Source organism: Streptomyces sp. NPDC101160 (assembly GCF_044768205.1).
In the GTDB taxonomy this organism is placed as follows: domain Bacteria; phylum Actinomycetota; class Actinomycetes; order Streptomycetales; family Streptomycetaceae; genus Streptomyces.
Genome location: NZ_JBIWPJ010000005.1, coordinates 128,960 through 144,872, shown reverse-complemented (window position 1 = coordinate 144,872; position 15,913 = coordinate 128,960). Strand labels below are relative to the sequence as shown.

Below are 15,913 nucleotides of genomic sequence, written 5' to 3'. Positions count from 1 at the left end.
GGAACCGGTGGGCGGCGACGCCCGTCCCCGTACCGGGGGTGGTTCCGTGGTCCGGAAGGTCGTGTCGTACGCGGGTGCCGTGCTCGTGCCCGCCGGTGCCGGTGTGCTGCTGCACGCGTGGGCGTCGTGGAGCATGCTCAGGACCACGAGCGTGCCCATGGCGGTCGCGGTCGTCGTGGGTCTGCTGCTGACCCTGATCGCCCTGGCCGCGCACAACGCCCTCTTCCGGGAGGGCGGGAGCATCCTCGCGCTGCTGCTTCTCGTGGCGGGCCTGGGTTCGGTGTGGGTGGAGGCGCGGGACTCGCGGGTGCGCGGCGCGGTCGTCTCGTGCGTCGTCGTCGGCAAGCCGAAGGGGGTGTTCCACGAGACGTTCGGCGAGGACGCGCCGAGCAGCTACTGGATCTTCCACCACACGCTGGACTGCGAGGGCGGCTACCCGTCCGAGTTCACGGCGAGGGAACGCGTCGGGGAGGCGGGCGACACCGTCCGGATCGCCTACGACCCGGCCCATCGGCTGGAGCCGGTCCTGGCGAAGGACAACGTGTCGACCGGTTCGCCGGTCCTCCCGTCGGTGCTGCTGACGCTGTGCGCGGTGGCGACGGTGGTGACGATCGCCCGGGAGGGGCGGCCGGGGGCTACCGGCCCAGCGGCATGAGTCCGGCGGCGGTGGGCCGGAAACCGCATGCGGCGTAGAAGCCGGTGAGGTGCGGCTCGTGGTCGACGTGCAGCCAGTGCGCGCCGCGCTCCCGGGCGGCCTCGGCGGCCTTGCGGACGAGTGCGACGCCGAGCCCCCGGCGGCGCTCGTCGGGGTGGACGGTGGTGTCGAGCACGAAGGCGTGCGCGCCGCCGTCGCCGGCCACGTTCACATAGCCGACGAGCCGCCCGTCGCGGCGTGCGGTGACGTGCAGCAGCCGGCGCGCGAACACCGGGCCGAAGTCGGTGTCCCGGTGGCCGGGCCAGGAGGCGTGGAAGAGCTCGTTGAGCTCGGCGCCGGTGAGCGGTCCCTCGACCACGGGAGCGGTCACCGGGCGGCGCCCGGCGTGACGCTCAGCGACATCGGAACGGTCCGCAGCGCGACCGAGCCGTACGGGGTACGGAGCCGCAGCCAGGGCCCGGCGGCGAACAGCGCCACCGGCAGCTCCTCGCCGGGGAGGGCGGGCAGGAAGCCGAGGGACTGGGCCGCGTGCGCGGCGCGCAGCGGCAGGCCCGTACCGGCGAGGGTGCGGGACCAGATCTCGCGGCCGAGGCGCTCCCGCTCGGCGCGGGTGCGCCGCTCCTCGGGCAGGGCCTCGTCGCGGGTCCGGAACTCGGTCACGGCCGCGGCCACCGCGCCCCGTATCTCGGCGACCGGCGGAAGCCCGGTCACCGGCTGCCAGCCGGCGCGCGGCGGCAGGACTCCGGCCCAGGGCGGGCCGGTGACGGAGCCAGGGAGGATCGCCTTGCCGGCCGTCTCCTCGACGCCTTCGAGGAGTTCGCCGGCCGAGACGGTGACGTCGAGGTCGGCCGCGTCGACCAGCCGCGCCGTGCGGATCGCGATGACCTCGAACGACGGCGGTCGTCCGAACACGGCGAGCGCGCCCCCGCCGGCCTGGAGGCGGACGGCGGCGGCGCGGTCGTAGTGCAGCAGCCGGCGCAGGAAGGCGGCGAGGCCCGCCGCCTCCCTGGGGTCGGCGAAGTGCAGCGGCGCGATGGCGGTCATGCGGCGGAGGTCATCCCGTCGTCCATGTACTCCTTGAGGAACGACTTCTCCTCGTCGGAGATCCGGCGCGGGCGCTGCGTCTCCAGGTTGAACGGCACGACGACCGTGGACGCGCGGACGTACGTGACGTCCGGGTCCTTGATCTCGTACGCGATCGTCAGCGAGGCCGCGCCGAGCTTCGTCACCCAGGACTCGATGGTGACGGGCTCGTGCCGGTGCACCAGCGGCCGCAGGTAGTCGATCTCGTGCCGGGCCACGACGGACCCGCCGGAGAACGACGGGCTCCCGTCCCCCGGCGCCAGCCGGAACATGAAGTCGATCCGGGCTTCCTCCAGGTAGCGGAGGAAGACCACGTTGTTGACGTGCCCGAAGGCGTCCATGTCCGACCAGCGCAGGGGGCAGGAGTAGATGTGCCGAGCCATGAAGTGATCAGCCTCGGGTCAGCTTCTTGTAGGTGGCACGGTGCGGACGGGCCGCGTCCGGGCCGAGGCGCTCGATCTTGTTCTTCTCGTACGACTCGAAGTTGCCCTCGAACCAGAACCACTTGGAGTCGCCCTCGTACGCCAGGATGTGCGTGGCGACCCGGTCGAGGAACCAGCGGTCGTGGGAGACGACCACGGCGCAGCCCGGGAAGTCGAGCAGCGCGTTCTCGAGCGAGGACAGGGTCTCGACGTCGAGGTCGTTGGTCGGCTCGTCGAGGAGCAGCAGGTTGCCGCCCTGCTTGAGGGTGAGCGCCAGGTTGAGGCGGTTGCGCTCACCGCCGGAGAGCACGCCGGCCGGCTTCTGCTGGTCCGGGCCCTTGAAGCCGAACGCGGACACGTAGGCGCGGGACGGCATCTCGACCTGGCCGACGTTGATGTAGTCGAGGCCGTCGGAGACGACCTCCCACAGCGTCTTCTTCGGGTCGATGTTGGCGCGGCCCTGGTCGACGTACGAGATCTTGACGGTCTCGCCGACCTTGATCTCGCCGGAGTCCGGGGTCTCCAGGCCCTGCAGCATCTTGAAGAGCGTGGTCTTGCCGGCGCCGTTCGGGCCGATCACGCCGACGATGCCGTTACGGGGCAGGGTGAAGGACAGGTCGTCGACCAGGACCTTCTCGCCGAAGGCCTTGTTGAGCTTCTCGACCTCGACGACGATGCTGCCCAGACGCGGGCCCGGCGGGATCTGGATCTCCTCGAAGTCCAGCTTCCGCATCTTGTCGGCCTCGGCTGCCATCTCCTCGTAGCGGGCGAGGCGCGCCTTGGACTTGGCCTGACGGCCCTTGGCGTTGGAGCGGACCCACTCCAGCTCTTCCTTGAGGCGCTTCTGGCGCTTGGCGTCCTTCTGGCCCTCGACCTTGAGGCGGGACGCCTTGTTCTCCAGGTAGGTGGAGTAGTTGCCCTCGTAGGGGATGGCGCGGCCGCGGTCGAGCTCGAGGATCCACTCGGCGACGTTGTCGAGGAAGTACCGGTCGTGGGTGATGGCCACGACGGTGCCCTTGTACTGGGCGAGGTGCTGCTCCAGCCAGTTCACCGACTCGGCGTCGAGGTGGTTGGTGGGCTCGTCGAGCAGCAGCAGGTCGGGGGCCTCGAGCAGCAGTTTGCAGAGCGCGACGCGGCGCTTCTCGCCACCGGAGAGGTTCACGACCTGCCAGTCGCCGGGCGGGCAGCCCAGGGCGTCCATGGCCTGCTCGAGCTGGGCGTCGAGGTCCCACGCGTTGGCGTGGTCCAGGTCGTCCTGGAGCTTGCCCATCTCCTCCATGAGCTCGTCCGTGTAGTTCGTGGCCATCTCCTCGGCGATGGCGTTGAACCGGTCGAGCTTGCCCTTGATCTCGGCGACGCCGTCCTCGACGTTCTGCAGGACGGTCTTGGACTCGTCCAGCTTCGGCTCCTGCATGAGGATGCCGACCGAGTAGCCGGGGGAGAGGAACGCGTCACCGTTGGACGGCTGCTCCAGGCCGGCCATGATCTTCAGCACGGTGGACTTACCGGCACCGTTCGGGCCGACCACACCGATCTTCGCACCGGGCAGGAAGCTCAGCGTCACGTCATCGAGGATGACCTTGTCGCCGTGCGCCTTGCGCGTCTTGCGCATGGTGTAGATGTACTCAGCCAAGAGAAACCGTCCGGCAAGGAGTGAGTGGGCAGATGTACTCCATCTTGCCTGACCGAGCCCCGTCGGCGGAAACCAGTACTGCGCGGACGGCCTGACCTGCGCCTTCCCTGAGCGACCTGTTGGTCACCGTGGGTGGGCGCCGTCAGCGGGACGGCCCCGCCGCGCGGTGCGCGGCGGGGCCGTCGTCAGCCGCTGGTGCTTACTGGCCGGCCGTCTTCTTCCTGCGGAGGACGAAGACCGCGCCGCCGCCGACCACGACGAGCGCGACGGCTATGCCGGCGATCATCGGGGTGGCGCTGGAGCTACCGGTCTCGGCGAGGTCGCCGCCACCGGTGGTGCCGGAGGTGGTGCTGCCGGAGGTGGTGCCACCGGTGGCCGGGGTCTGGGACGGCGACGGGGTGTCGGACGGCTTCGGGCCGGGGGTGGCCGTCTTGCAGTCGAGGACGCCCTCGATGACCTTCTCGAACCCGTTCGGGCCGGTGATGGTGAACTTGTACGCCTCGTCCTCGGCGACCGGGACGGTGAACGTCTCGGACTTGCCCGGGGCGACGGTGTGCTTCTCGCCCTTCAGGTCGAAGGTCCAGTCCTCGTCGCCCTCGTTGGAGGCGGTGATGTCGACGCCGCCCTTGGCGCAGTTCTTCACGGCCGTGACGGCGGGGACGGCGCCCTGCTTCGCCCAGGTCGCGGTCGCCTTGGCGGTGACGGTCGAGGTGCTGGTGCCGGCCAGGATCAGCGTCTGGCTCTTGACCCGCTTGCTGACGAAGGCACGCCCGATCGGGACCGTGGTGTTCGCCTGCACGTTCACCTCGGCGGCGCCGTCGGCGGTGCCGGCCGGGACGTCGAGCCAGAACTTGCTGTCGCCCTTGTTGACGCCGCTGACGGCCTTGCCGTCCTTGTCGACGATCTTCACGCCGGCGGGGGCGCCGGGCGCGAGGGAGACCGTGGCGCTGTCGGCGTTGGTGTCGACCGTGATCGGGCCGAGGCGCTGGCCGGCCTTGCCGGCCACCGAGGACGGCGACAGGCTGAGCGAGGCCGACGGCTCCGACAGCTCGACCGCCTTCTCCTCCAGGTAGTCGGTCAGCTTCGCCGCGTCGCCGTTGACCGGGGTGGCCTCGACCTTGTCGGAGAAGTGCCAGATCGCGGCCTGGGTGGCGGCGGCGGCGGTGCGCGGGGTGAGCTTCCCGGCGCCGGCCTTCTTGGCCAGGTCACCGAGGTCGTTCACCTGCGGGTAGGAGTTCTGCAGGATCCAGCGGATCTTGCCGGCGTCCGGGTTGTTGTGGAGCGACGACTGGTCCCAGCCGACCTCGTCGTAGTCCTCGCCGTTGATGGCGTTGGTGTGGAAGTCGATGCAGTAGGTCTGGATGGACCCACCGGACTTCACGTCCATGCTGAAGAGGCCGGCGGCGTACGTCTGGCCGGTCGCCTCGATGGTCACCCTGTCGTAGATCTTCAGGCCGCCGAGCGTCGCCGTGGCACCACCGGTGCCCTGGCCGCCCTGGTCCGCCGCCGCCGGTCCCGCGACAGCTATCGCACCGGCCGCGACGAGTCCCGAGACCACGGTCGCGGCGGCAAGGCGGGCAACGCCGCGCCTCCGTACAGAAAACATGGATTTCCCCTCCGGACAGGCTGCTCCGCGCCTTCGATCGAGACGCGTGGGGGGAGCGCCTGTCTGCACCTCACTGACCCACAGGAAGCAAGTGCCTCATGAGTAACCGGAATCCTAAGGACGGGGAAGCGCGCTGTATCCCGTCGTACGGTCTGATAACCATTCCGACTCGAAATCGTTATCAGCGGCCACCAGTTGAGGCGAAACAGCAGGTCAAGGTATCGACAAATCCCCACAACGGTCGGTCAAGGGACGGTTACGGCGGGGGTCTGCCAGGGATCGGGCTCGGATTCGGAGTGTTTCGGAACTTGCCCTTCCGGTACGGGCGTTTCCGCCGCCCCCTGCCGCACGGTCCGCCGGAAGGCCGCCGTCCCGCGCGTCAGGTCGTGCCCGACGGCCATCGCGTCGACATCCACGAAGGTCTTCCGCTTCCCTTCCAGCTCCTCCTCACGGACCCTCAGCCTGCCGTGCACCACCAGCGGTTCGCCCACCGACACCGAGGCCGCCAGGTTCACCCCCAGCGAGCGCCAGGCGCACACCGTGTAGAAGCTGGTCGGTCCGTCCGTCCACACCGCGCGCTCGCGGTCCCAGCGCCGGGCTGACACCGCGAAGCGGAACCGGGCCACGCCGCCCGTGACCGTCTCGCGGTACTCCACGTTCGTCGCCACGTTGCCGACCAGGGTCACCGTCGTCTCGTTCATGTCCCCCACCTCTTTCTCATCGGGCTTCCGTTGCCTGGATTCCATGCTGGTGCCGGACCGGAAATCCCGCTGAGAGCTGTGGACAGGCGGGGAGTTGTGGAAAACCCCGCCACCCTTCCGGGTGACGGGGTGCGACGAGAGCGGGGCCGCTCCCGCTCATCTGCGGCCGGCGCCCGCCCTCCTCGGCCCCAGGCGCCCGCCGCTCGCGATCCGGCTCGCCACCCGGGTGGCGCCGGAGGCCGTCACGAACTGCTCGCGCACCTCCCGGTACCGCATCAGCTCCGCCGCGATCGGGTCGAGCACCCGGGCCCGCCCGCAGGCCGCCACCGCCTCGCGCAGCTTGCGCTCGGCCTCCTGCCCGTACCGCCGGGCCGGCCCCCGTACCGCCGCCGCGCAGGCCCACTCCACCAGCGGGCCGCCGACGATGCCCGCGACCATGACGAGGACGGGCGCGAGCAGCCCCGGCTGCAGGACGCCCACGATCTGCCCGACCAGCCACAGCGCGCCGAGGAACTGCAGCAGGGTCATCACCACCTGCCCGAGGACGGCGGCCGGCCACCACGCGGGCCGGGGCGGCCGGGCCGCCGGGTCGCCCATGGTCACCGTCAGCTCGTCCAGCGCCTCCGGCAGCCCGTCCGCGCCGCGCGCCGCCGCCTCGCGCACCGCCTGCGCCCAGGGCCCGGGCAGTCCGCGCGACGCCTCGTCGGAGACGATCCGGACGGCCTGTTCGACCCGTTGACGGGCGGTCAGCTCGTCCTCGGCCGGGGCCTGGAGGCGCGGATCGGTGCCGGTGCCGTGCGCGCGGACCCGCTCGTACCAGCGGTAGAGCCGGAGCCAGGGCGTCCCGCAGGCGCGGATGGCGTTGCGGCGCCAGACGCGTTCGGCGGCCTCGCCGGCCGCCTGCGCGCCGACCGCGAGCGCGAGGCGGTCGGCGAACTCGTCGCGGGCCCGCTCGCCGAGCCCGGGCCGGCCGTCGGCGACGTACACCGGCCGGAGCCTGGCCGCGGCGGCGTCGACGTCGGCGGCGAGCCGGCGCTCGGGCGCCGTGCGCTCCTGCACGAACCGGCCGAGCAGTTCGCGGAGTTCGGGGACGCCCTCGCCCGTGAGCGCGGAGAGCGCGAGCACGGTCGCGCCCGGTTCGCCGTGCTCGCCGAGCGCCACGCCGTCCTCGTCGAGGAGGCGGCGCAGGTCGTCGAGGACGAGGTCGGCGGCCTCGGTGCCGAGCCGGTCGATCTGGTTGAGGACGACGAAGGTGACCTCGGCGTGCCCGGCGAGCGGCCGCAGGTAGAGCTCGTGCAGCGCCGCGTCCGCGTACTTCTCGGGGTCCACCACCCAGATCACCGCGTCGACCAGGCCGAGCAGCCGGTCCACCTGGTCGCGGTGGGCGGTGACGGCGGAGTCGTGGTCGGGCAGGTCGATGAGGACGAGCCCCTGGAGGTCGTTGTCGCCCGCGCCGCCCGCGAGCGGCCTGCGGCGCAGCCGGCCGGGGATGCCGAGCCGGTCGAGCAGTCCCGCGGCCCCCTCGGACCAGGAGAGGGCGAGCGGCGCGGCGGTGGTGGGGCGGCGCAGTCCGGTCTCGGCGACGGCGACGCCGGCGAGGGCGTTGAAGAGGGTCGACTTGCCGCTGCCGGTGGCGCCGGCGATGGCGACGACGGTGTGCCGGGCGGACAGCCGCTGCCGGGCCGCGGCCTCGTCGAGGACCCGGCCGGCCTCGGCCAGGACCTCGCTCTCGACGCGGGTGCGGGACAGGCCGACGAGCTCGTGGAGGGCGTCGAGGCGGCTGCGCAGGGCGCCGCCGTAGGTGCCGCCGAGGGCGGGGAGGGAGTCGTCGTCCTGGCCCGCGGGCGCATCGTCCTGCGCGACCGGCCGGTCGGCGGCGCGCCGGGCGATGAGCCCGTCGTCCCAGCGGCCCGGTTCCTGGCGCTTCTCGTCGTCCACGGCGTCACTTCTCCTTCTGCAGTACGGAGAGCGCGGCGATCAGTTCGGCCTGCGGCTCGGGGGTCACGTCGAGGGCGTCGAGGGGCGCGAGCAGCCGGTCGCGTTCGGTGTGCAGGGCGCGGTCGAGATACGCGGCGAGCAGCTCGCCGCCCTTGTCGCGCAGGCGCAGCGCGCCCTGGGCGCCGAGGAGTTCGGCGAGCCGGTCGCCGGCGGCGCGGGTGCGGCGCCCGCCGAGCAGGACAGCGGCGAGGAGGGCGGTGAGGGTCTCGGTGTCGGGGGCCGCGGCGGCGGTCGCGCGCTTCCCGGCCCTGACCGGGCCCCGCGAGGCGGCCGGGCGTTCCGTCTCCCGTACCTCCTCCTCGACCATCTCCTCCAGGACGCGCCGCCAGCGCCGTACGGTGATGGCGATCCGCTCGCCGGAGTCCTTGCCCGAGTCCTTACCGAAGTCCCTCCGCCCCCCGGTCCGTTCACCGGACGCGGGGGCGCCGTACGCGAGGCCGCCGGGTGCGGGCGCGCCATACGCGAGGGCGCCGCCCGCGATCGTCCCGGACACGAGGGCCCCGGCGGCCGGTTCGCGGCGCCAGGCGTCCCGCACCCGCTCGTCGGCGGCGGCGGCGGCGCACTGCACGAGCGCGGCGAGGGACTCGACGAGGGCGTCGACGAGTTCGTCGGCGGAGCTGTCACGGGGGTACCCGCGCCAGCGGGTCCGGGCGTCCCCGGCGAGCACGGCGCCCCGGCGGACCTGCTCGCGGACCCGCCGCCCCTGCTCCTCGTACGCGGCCTCGACGGCGCCGCCGAGCCGTACGGCCGCCGCGTACTGGGCCGCGACCGCCCCGGCCAGCTCCGGCATCCGGGTGTCGAGCGAGTCGATCACGCCGGCGGCGGTCCGGCCGACGGCCTGCTGGCGGGCGGCCGGGTCCTGGGCGCAGTGGGCGAGCCAGCTGCGCAGCGGGGCGACGGCGTTGTCGGGCAGCAGCCCGCTGCCGCCGCCGGTGGACTCGGGCAGCTCGGGGATGGTGAACCGGGGCAGGTCGCCGAAGCCGGCCTTGTCGAGCAGCGCCTCGTACTGCCGCGACACCTCGCCGATGACCTGGTGCGGGACCCGGTCGAGGACGGTGACCAGGGTGGCGTCGTACTCCTTGGCGGTACGGAGCAGATGCCAGGGCACGGCGTCGGCGTACCGGGACGCGGTGGTGACCATGACCCAGATGTCGGCGGCGCAGATCAGTTCGGCGGCCAGGAGCCGGTTCTCCACGACGAGCGAGTCGATGTCGGGCGCGTCGAGCAGCGCGAGCCCGCGCGGCAGGGTGGCGGCGGTCTCCAGGCGCAGGGCGTTGTCCTCGGGCGGCTCCTCGGGCGGGTGGTCGTCGTCCTGCGCCGGCAGCCAGACCCGGGTGAGCTGCGGCAGCACCCGCATTCCGGCGAACCAGTGGTGGTCCTCCGGGTGGCACACGAGCACGGGCGTCCGCGTGGTCGGCCTGAGCACCCCGGCCTCGCTGACCCGCCGTCCCACCAGCGAGTTGACCAGCGTCGACTTCCCGGCTCCGGTGGAGCCGCCGACGACCGCGAGCAGCGGCGCGTCGGGATCTTTCAGACGGGGCACCAGGTAGTCGTCGAGCTGGGCGAGCAACTCGGCCCGGGTCTGCCGGGCCCGCGGCGCGCCGGGGAGCGGGAGGGGGAGACGCACGGCAGCGACACGGTCGCGCAGGGCGGAGAGTGCGTCGATCAGCTGAGGCCGTTCGTCCAAGGTCACCACATGCGAAGAATGCCCAATTTTGGAGCCTTTTTGAAGCGTATAGCGGCCCTGCGCGCCGACCGAACGGATGTAGCCGGGGACCTCGACCGCACCCCCGGGCATAACGACTGCACAACACCCGGCCCGAGTGGCGCGAAAAGCGCTGCACGAATCGCACCTGCCTGCGATTATCGGACCGCTTCACCGAACCTCCACATCGTGCCACGCAGGTGAAGCAACCGGGCCAGGGTGGTCGGACCCCTATCCTTGACCCCACCATCACGGGCCCCCGTAGCTCAGCGGATAGAGCAGGTGCCTTCTAAGCACTTGGCCGCAGGTTCGAGTCCTGCCGGGGGCGCAAGATCAGGACCCTCCTTCGGGAGGGTCTTTTTGCTGGTCAATTGGGGTTTTCGCGATCGTCCCGGGCCGCCGGACACTCCCCCGGCGGGCCCAAGGAGTGTCCGGCTGCGTCCGGCCGTGACTGGGTTTCTGCGGGTGGCTGCGGAGAATACGCGGTGAAGATCTCAGGCAGCCCCGGGCTTGGCCGGATCCCTTAGCTCACCCGCCTGCTCGATGCGCTTCTTCAGGTCATCGAGCTGCCCGTCGATGCAGCGGGCGTACGTCGTGAGCAGCACCGGGACGCTGTTGCCCGCCCACTCGGCCACGGTGGCGGCGGGCACGCCGGCGTTGAGCCAGTTGGTCAAGCACGTGTGCCGGAGGTCGTACACGCGGCGGCCCAGGGGCGTGCCGAACTCGTAGGGGGTGAGCACTTCCTTCCGCGCTCGCCGCCACGCCCGCCTGATCACGGACCCAGCGAGGTCTCCGCCCTTCTCCCCCTGCATCAGAAGATCGCCAGGCTTCAACCCCTCCTTCTCGATGTGGGCGCGGAGAATCCGCGTCAGGGCCGGGCGGCAGGGCACGGTGCGGGTGTCGTCCGCGGCCCGCGCCTTCAGCCCACGCTTCTCTCGCACCTCTCCCGTGTCCGTCCACCGCTTGCCCACCTCGGGGTGGGCGGTGTGAAGCAGCAGCTCTCCCCACTGGTCCTCGGCGCCCGGGGCGGGCAGTCGCACGTCCCCGACGTCGATGGCCACGACCTCCTCGGGCCGGGCCCCGGCGTAGTACATCGTGGCGAAGAAGGTGTGCAGCCGCCGGCCGCCCCGCGGCCGCGCGTAGACCCACGCGAGCAGTCCGGCAGCCTGCTCGCTGTTGAGCAGCGACCGCTTGTCGACGGCGGAGGACGTCTTGGTCGCCGTGGTGTTGGTGCCCTTGCCCTTCGGGAGGGGGTTCGACGTGAGCACCTTCTTCTTGACCGCGTACTCGAAGAGGACGTTCAGGACGCGCTTGGTCCGCCGGGCCGAGCTGGCGGCCACGGGCGTGCCGTCCAGCTTCGTCCCGGCTGCGCGCAGTGCCGTCTCCACGGTGTCCTCGTCTTCCCATGCAGACATGGCGAGCGAGTTGCGCTGCACCCAGCGCAGGATCACTGCGACCTCCGGCGGAGCCTGGTCCCGCTGAAGGGTGTTGAAGGCGTACTCGCGGAGGGCCCGACGAACGTCGACTCCCTTGAACGCGGTCGGCTGAGAGCGGAGCAGAGCGATCGTGACGGGCGTGAGCGCCTTGGCCACGTTCCTCCGATTGTTCGCGGACGTCCGCTCCCAGAGCTGGTCCACGAACTGGATTGCGAAGTCGTACCACTTCACGCCGGCAGCTCGGGACTGGTACGAGACCGGCAAGCCGGTGGAGAGGCTGAACGCCTCCCCCTTCCTCGCGGCGGACACCAGTCCGGAGCGGAAGGAGTCCGCGAGAGCGACGTTGTGGAACGGCTTCCGCCACTCCTCTCCCTCCAGGATCCAGCGGACCGTGTACGTGGTCTTCCTCTTGCCCACGTACACGGAGGTCTTCCAGAACTTCACGTCGTACGTCGTGTCCATCAAGCAGCGTCCTCGTGCTCGTCCAGCCAGATGTCAAGGTCGAGCCGGCGCACGCGGAGGGCGCCGTTCGGCAGCTTGATGCAGCGAGGGGCCCGCTGCTTCTGGCGCCAGTCGTAGAAGGTGGAGCGGGTGATGCCGAGCTCGTCGCACAGCTCGGGAACGGTGAGCATCGCGCGGGTCTTAGGCGCGGCCATGGGTGTCCCTCCTAAGGGAATGGAGGTGGGGTTGCTGTGGGTCGGCGTAGGTTGCGCGCTGCCGGCACCAGGCATCACGCGGCCGGGAGCGGGGCTTCTCAAGAGCCCGCGTCTGTCCGAGGTGGGAATTTCTGCGTCACTGCGTCATCAGCGTCACTTTTGGTGTCTGACCTGTGGCTTTTCGGTGACGCAGCGAGCAGCGGCCTGCGTCACCGGTGACGGAGCCGTCCGTCACGGCGTGACGCAGGTGACGAAGGGTGACGCAGAGATTCGAGCTCTGCGTCACCCTCGTTCATGCAGGTGAGGAGCGGTCTTCGGGGCCGTGGTGACGCAGGTGACGCAGCGTCTTCCTACTTAGGAAAAAGGGGGGCCTGTGTTCTGTTGTTGCGCGCGCCTTCAGGCGTGAATGGGGAGCCGCGAAGCGGCACGCCCCTTGGGCGGCGGCAAGCCGCCGAAGAGCAAGAGGAGCACCCGCCCGCGCTGGGCCGGGGTGCTCCTCTTGTCTGTGCGGTAGGGCTCGCGGGCGAGGGACGCGGGAGGTGAGCAGGTCAACCCGCCCGATTCGTCACAGCCCTCGGATTACGGTGCCCAGGTCGGTGCCGTAAGCGGCCCAGCAGATGATTGAGCCGTCGGGTTCGAGGTCTCCCAAGTACCAGGCGCTGTCAACGCGGGCGAGGCTCATGTTGAAGGACGGAAGGGCCAGGATGATGTCGGGGACGAGCGATGTGTAGTCCGTGCGGCCGATCTCCTCGATCACGACCAGCCGGTCGAGGGACAGCAGGACCGCTTCAGGGTCCGCCGCTTCCGCGCGCACTCGCTCGATCGTCCAGCCCTCGGGCAGCTCGTTGCTCACCCGCTGCATGATCGCACTGGGGTCGTGCCACCACGGCCCCCGGGGCGCGCGAGCAACGCCTTGAGCCACTCTGGCAAGGTGCCCTAGAACATCGTCTGGGGCTCGTCCTGCGGCAGCTTGGGCCGGGTCATCTCGATGTAGCGGGCGCTGTTCTTGCGGCCCCAGTCGACCAGGACGCCACGGGCGGCGAGGACGGGCTGGAGGCGCTTGAGGCGGTCGGAGAGGACTTTGCCGGTGGTGGGCCATCCCTTGGGCAGGGGCCTGAACTCCCCCTCGCCGGTGTAGAGCTGGGTCAGGCCGTGCAGCCACTCGGCGGACGTCATCCGGATCGCCGTGCCCGGGTCGATGCCGGCGGCGTGCTTGAGGACGGTCTGCGCCAGGAGGTCGCCCTCGATGACGTCGTCGTTGAGGTCGTCCAGGCTCGCCCGGTACGCGTCCAGCGCGCCGAGGCTGCGGGATGCGTCGAGCTGCGCGCACAGGTGGGCGAAGTCGGCCATCCGCAGGTCGGTGGGGATGTCGGCCTCGGTCGCGCGGACCGTGACGGCCAGGTCGAGCACCGAGCCGAGGATCAGGGGCAGGTCCCGGGCGAACTCCGCCCACAGCTCCGCCTCGGTCCGCCGCACCCGCGGGCGCTCCAGGCGGAGGGGAAGGAGGCGTTCGGCGAGGTCGGGGCGGATGACGCCCACGTCGATGCCGGTCAGCAGCATCGGCCGGCGGTAGCGGGCGCGCACCACATCGCCGTCGGTGAACAGGGCGCGCTTGATGTTCTCGGCGCCGGTGACGATGCAGCACATCAGGTCGGAAAGGTCGGGGCCGAGGTGGGAGAGGTTGTCCAGGCCGGTGACCCATCCGGCGGCGACAGCGGTGATCAGGTTCTCCTCGTCCTTCGGGGCGCGCCGCAGGTCGCCGCTCATGCCCTCGATGATGCGGACGAGCATCTTGCCGGCGGTGGACTTGCCGGCGCCCTGGGGGCCGGTGAGGAAGGGGGCGGGGACGGGGACGTCGGGGCCGAGGCAGCCGATCAGCCAGGCCAGTGCCAGGCTCTCGGCGCGGGCGTCGGAGAAGTTGCACAGCCGCATCAGCAGGTCGATGCCCTTGCCGTCGGTGTCCTTGACCGGCATCGGGAGTTCCCCGGTGAGCTGGGTGCGGCGCCAGCAGACCTCGCGCGGGTCGGGGACGGTGATGTCCCAGCCGGTGGGCTGGATGCGGACGGACTTGCCGTCGTCGCGGCCGAGGTCGAGCCAGGTGGCGCCGTCGAATCCGGGGGCGACGCGGATGTGGACGGGCTGGACGTCCTCGGTGAGTGCGAGTGCTTCGATCAAGTCGAGTGCCTCCTTCAAGGCGGTTCCGTTGAAGACGCCGAGCCCGTCTCGGAACAGGCCGACCATGAGTTCCTGGCGGTGGCTGCCGGTGGTCCCCTGGGAGCGGATCGGGCGGGCGACAGGGTGGCCGTTGCGCTGGGCGTAGACAGTGCCGTCGACCGTGCGGAAGTACCGGAAGTGGCTCTGTGCGTAGTCGGTGATGATCTCGCGGGCCGGGTTCTTCTCGTCCTCGGACATGGTCAGAGCCCCAGCGTCGTGGTGGCGTTGGTCCAGGCGTCCGTGCAGTGCCGCGGGGACTCCCCCTTGGCCTGCGCGGCGGTGAACAGCCGGGCGATGTGCGCCTCGGTGAGGCAGCCGCACCGGCCGTGCCTGGACAGCACCGCCAGGAACGTCCGGTACACGGTGTTGTGGATCGCGCTGTCCGCTGCGGTGATCTGCTGCTCGGCCATGGCGATGCCGCGCTCCAGGTAGGCGGGCGTCCGGTGGCAGCACTCGCCGCCCCCGGCCGGCGCGGGCACGGTCACGGCGCGCGGCGCCAGCCGGACCGCGCTGGGCTTCTCTTCTGCGAGCGCCCGCACGACGTCCGGCAGCTCGGCCATGGTGCCGGTGCCGCCGCCGAGCCAGCGGGCGTAGGACATCAGGGACTTGATGTCGACACCATCGCGGACGGCGTTGACCGATCGGATCGTCCCCCGGTAGATCCAGTGCTCCCCGCGGGTGGTGGCCACGGTCGTGGTGGCCGGCAGCGTCGCGCGGGCCCACTCGACCGCGTCAGCGTTGTCGAGGTCGACGACCGTGACGCCGGCGCCGCCGGGGTGGTAGGCAACGGCCCCGGCGCGGCGCCAGGCGGCCGCCCAGGGGCCGGAGGACAGCACGTCGGGGTCGAGGGTGGCGGCGGCCCAGCCGTGGCACGGCCGCGGGCAGAGGCAGGGGCCGGGGGTCTTCATGTTCGGCCGCCCGCCGCACGCGTTGTCTGCGCACTCGGGGCAGTTGCCGAACGGCCGCTTGTCGATGCTCAGTGGCAGCACCGGCAGCCCGCCGGCGGCGAGCCTGAGCGCGGTGCTCAGGGCGACGGCGGTCATCATGCCGCCACCCCCGTCCGGGTCTGGGCGAGGAACGCGGCGCCGATCCAGCGGCTGTACGCGGGCGGGATGGCCTCGGTCAGTTCCTCGCGGACGTCGGTCCACGTGATGCCCATCGCCGCCTGAAGCTCCGGGACGGTGGGCTTGCCGCCGCCGTTGCCGTAGGCGGCGACGTACGGGCCGTCGAAGAACTCCCCGTGCCTCCACCCGCGCACCCGGCCCCGGTGCTTCACGTGGGCGGGCCGGGCGACCGTCCAGCGGCCCAGCTCGAAGTTGCGGTGTCGCAGGACGCCGAGACTGAACATCTCGCCGCACAGGGTCAGGTCCTTGCGGATCTCGGCGCGGCCGTTGGGCTGCTCGATGACGTACGGCAGGCCGGACGCCTCCAGCAGAATGCGGGTCGGGGGTACCAGGTCGGCGTGGTCGCGACCCCAGCCTCGGGAGCGGTTGGTGCCGATGGTGAGGGCGCATTCGGCCTGGCACGGCGGGGAGGAATGGGCGATCGCGTACCGCTCGATCTCACCGGTGGCGATCAGGTCCGCGAGGTACTCCAGCGCGTCGGCCTGAACGAAGGTGAAGGGGTAGTTCGGGCGCGGGGCGATGTCGACGCCGACGACGTCGAACCCGGCCAGGTGGTAGCCCATGGCGGCGCCGCCGGCGCAGCAGAACAGATCCAGCAGCAACGGCCGGGTGCCGTGCTCTCGCCGGATGAGGACGGGATGGGTCATGCTGGTGACCTCCACTGTTGAGTTGGGTGGATG

At 71.5% G+C, this 15,913-nt stretch carries 15 protein-coding genes and 1 tRNA gene; 2 read left to right on the top strand and 14 right to left on the bottom strand.

The annotated features are described in order from the left end of the window. Positions 1-46 precede the first annotated feature (46 nt). A complete protein-coding gene (locus ACIRSU_RS16985) occupies positions 47-655 on the top strand; it encodes a hypothetical protein (protein ID WP_403792821.1) in 609 nt (202 codons plus the stop codon). On the opposite strand, the gene ACIRSU_RS16980 is transcribed toward ACIRSU_RS16985, so the two are convergent. The 8 genes from ACIRSU_RS16980 to ACIRSU_RS16945 all read right to left on the bottom strand — a co-directional run bounded on the left by ACIRSU_RS16980 (position 636) and on the right by ACIRSU_RS16945 (position 9,785). Continuing rightward, on the bottom strand, positions 636-1,025 hold the full coding sequence (locus ACIRSU_RS16980; RefSeq protein ID WP_403792819.1) for a GNAT family N-acetyltransferase: 390 nt from the start codon (positions 1,023-1,025) through the stop codon (positions 636-638). The genes ACIRSU_RS16985 and ACIRSU_RS16980 overlap by 20 nt on opposite strands. Next, positions 1,022-1,699: a hypothetical protein gene (locus tag ACIRSU_RS16975; RefSeq protein ID WP_403792817.1), complete on the bottom strand. Its 678-nt coding sequence runs from the start codon at positions 1,697-1,699 to the stop codon at positions 1,022-1,024. The genes ACIRSU_RS16980 and ACIRSU_RS16975 overlap by 4 nt, the downstream gene beginning before the upstream one ends. Continuing rightward, complete coding sequence (locus tag ACIRSU_RS16970; RefSeq protein WP_403792815.1) at positions 1,696-2,121, bottom strand: acyl-CoA thioesterase; 426 nt, start codon at positions 2,119-2,121, stop codon at positions 1,696-1,698. Before ACIRSU_RS16970 ends, ACIRSU_RS16975 begins: the two co-directional genes overlap by 4 nt. Before the next feature lie 7 nt (positions 2,122-2,128). After that, positions 2,129-3,793 carry an energy-dependent translational throttle protein EttA gene (gene ettA, locus ACIRSU_RS16965; protein ID WP_403792813.1) on the bottom strand — a complete coding sequence of 555 codons (1,665 nt, stop codon included), beginning with the start codon at positions 3,791-3,793 and terminating at the stop codon, positions 2,129-2,131. A gap of 199 nt (positions 3,794-3,992) precedes the next feature. After that, entirely contained in the window at positions 3,993-5,399 is a 1,407-nt protein-coding gene (locus ACIRSU_RS16960; RefSeq protein WP_403792812.1) for a Cys-Gln thioester bond-forming surface protein, read from the bottom strand. A 245-nt stretch (positions 5,400-5,644) separates the two neighbouring features. After that, positions 5,645-6,100, bottom strand: coding sequence for a single-stranded DNA-binding protein (locus tag ACIRSU_RS16955; RefSeq protein WP_403792810.1), 456 nt, complete (start codon positions 6,098-6,100; stop codon positions 5,645-5,647). Between the two features lie 156 nt (positions 6,101-6,256). Beyond that, entirely contained in the window at positions 6,257-8,038 is a 1,782-nt protein-coding gene (locus ACIRSU_RS16950; protein ID WP_403792808.1) for a GTPase, read from the bottom strand. 4 nt (positions 8,039-8,042) lie between these two features. Further along, positions 8,043-9,785 carry a dynamin family protein gene (locus tag ACIRSU_RS16945; protein WP_403792806.1) on the bottom strand — a complete coding sequence of 581 codons (1,743 nt, stop codon included), beginning with the start codon at positions 9,783-9,785 and terminating at the stop codon, positions 8,043-8,045. A gap of 273 nt (positions 9,786-10,058) precedes the next feature. Here ACIRSU_RS16945 and ACIRSU_RS16940 point away from each other — a divergent pair. Further along, positions 10,059-10,131: transfer RNA gene (locus tag ACIRSU_RS16940), tRNA-Arg, on the top strand. 166 nt (positions 10,132-10,297) lie between these two features. Here the strand turns inward: ACIRSU_RS16940 and ACIRSU_RS16935 are convergent. The 6 genes from ACIRSU_RS16935 to ACIRSU_RS16910 form a co-directional block, all read right to left on the bottom strand. Then, positions 10,298-11,701 (bottom strand): tyrosine-type recombinase/integrase, encoded by a 1,404-nt coding sequence (locus ACIRSU_RS16935; protein ID WP_403792804.1) that lies wholly within the window; start codon positions 11,699-11,701, stop codon positions 10,298-10,300. Beyond that, positions 11,701-11,895 carry a helix-turn-helix transcriptional regulator gene (locus ACIRSU_RS16930; protein WP_403792802.1) on the bottom strand — a complete coding sequence of 65 codons (195 nt, stop codon included), beginning with the start codon at positions 11,893-11,895 and terminating at the stop codon, positions 11,701-11,703. Before ACIRSU_RS16930 ends, ACIRSU_RS16935 begins: the two co-directional genes overlap by 1 nt. Positions 11,896-12,460: 565 nt before the next feature. Next, on the bottom strand, positions 12,461-12,757 hold the full coding sequence (locus tag ACIRSU_RS16925; protein WP_403792800.1) for a hypothetical protein: 297 nt from the start codon (positions 12,755-12,757) through the stop codon (positions 12,461-12,463). Positions 12,758-12,831: 74 nt separating this feature from the next. Then, on the bottom strand, positions 12,832-14,307 hold the full coding sequence (locus ACIRSU_RS16920) for an ATP-binding protein (protein WP_403792798.1): 1,476 nt from the start codon (positions 14,305-14,307) through the stop codon (positions 12,832-12,834). Positions 14,308-14,309: 2 nt separating this feature from the next. Further along, positions 14,310-15,155 (bottom strand): bifunctional DNA primase/polymerase, encoded by an 846-nt coding sequence (locus ACIRSU_RS16915; RefSeq protein WP_403792796.1) that lies wholly within the window; start codon positions 15,153-15,155, stop codon positions 14,310-14,312. Then, positions 15,152-15,880: a DNA methylase gene (locus ACIRSU_RS16910; RefSeq protein WP_403792794.1), complete on the bottom strand. Its 729-nt coding sequence runs from the start codon at positions 15,878-15,880 to the stop codon at positions 15,152-15,154. Before ACIRSU_RS16910 ends, ACIRSU_RS16915 begins: the two co-directional genes overlap by 4 nt. Between the last annotated feature and the right edge of the window lie 33 nt (positions 15,881-15,913).

Excerpts from the sequence above, each read along its gene's own strand:
- ACIRSU_RS16960 (WP_403792812.1), bottom strand. The coding sequence starts at position 5,399 with ATGTTTTCTGTACGGAGGCGCGGCGTTGCCCGCCTTGCCGCCGCGACC.
- ACIRSU_RS16970 (WP_403792815.1), bottom strand. The coding sequence starts at position 2,121 with ATGGCTCGGCACATCTACTCCTGCCCCCTGCGCTGGTCGGACATGGAC.
- ACIRSU_RS16910 (WP_403792794.1), bottom strand. The coding sequence starts at position 15,880 with ATGACCCATCCCGTCCTCATCCGGCGAGAGCACGGCACCCGGCCGTTG.
- ACIRSU_RS16925 (WP_403792800.1), bottom strand. The coding sequence starts at position 12,757 with ATGCAGCGGGTGAGCAACGAGCTGCCCGAGGGCTGGACGATCGAGCGA.
- ACIRSU_RS16920 (WP_403792798.1), bottom strand. The coding sequence starts at position 14,307 with ATGTCCGAGGACGAGAAGAACCCGGCCCGCGAGATCATCACCGACTAC.
- ACIRSU_RS16915 (WP_403792796.1), bottom strand. The coding sequence starts at position 15,155 with ATGATGACCGCCGTCGCCCTGAGCACCGCGCTCAGGCTCGCCGCCGGC.
- ACIRSU_RS16930 (WP_403792802.1), bottom strand. The coding sequence starts at position 11,895 with ATGGCCGCGCCTAAGACCCGCGCGATGCTCACCGTTCCCGAGCTGTGC.
- ACIRSU_RS16955 (WP_403792810.1), bottom strand. The coding sequence starts at position 6,100 with ATGAACGAGACGACGGTGACCCTGGTCGGCAACGTGGCGACGAACGTG.
- ACIRSU_RS16975 (WP_403792817.1), bottom strand. The coding sequence starts at position 1,699 with ATGACCGCCATCGCGCCGCTGCACTTCGCCGACCCCAGGGAGGCGGCG.
- ACIRSU_RS16935 (WP_403792804.1), bottom strand. The coding sequence starts at position 11,701 with ATGGACACGACGTACGACGTGAAGTTCTGGAAGACCTCCGTGTACGTG.